This is a genomic window from Secundilactobacillus mixtipabuli (assembly GCF_002217925.1).
In the GTDB taxonomy this organism is placed as follows: Bacteria; Bacillota; Bacilli; order Lactobacillales; family Lactobacillaceae; genus Secundilactobacillus; species Secundilactobacillus mixtipabuli.
The window spans coordinates 1-237 of record NZ_BCMF01000077.1 but is presented as its reverse complement, the minus strand read 5'-3'; the positions used below and the strand labels follow the sequence as shown (position 1 = coordinate 237).

At 46.0% G+C, this 237-nt stretch carries 1 rRNA gene; it reads left to right on the top strand.

Annotation, left to right across the window (positions count from 1 at the left end):
* Nucleotides 1-37: 37 nt before the first annotated feature.
* Nucleotides 38-237 (top strand): 23S ribosomal RNA (locus IWT5_RS12070); the annotation flags it as partial.

Genomic DNA, 237 nt, shown 5'->3' with positions numbered 1-237 from the left:
CGCGTAATACTCAATTAATCCGTCACGTAAGTGATGAGGTTAAGTTAAAAAGGGCGCATGGTGAATGCCTTGGCACTAGGAGCCGATGAAGGACGGGACTAACACCGATATGCTTCGGGGAGCTGTACGTAAGCTTTGATCCGGAGATTTCCGAATGGGGAAACCCAATCATCTTAGTCGATGATTAATGCTTAGTGAATACATAGCTAAGTATTGGCAGACGTGGGGAACTGAAAC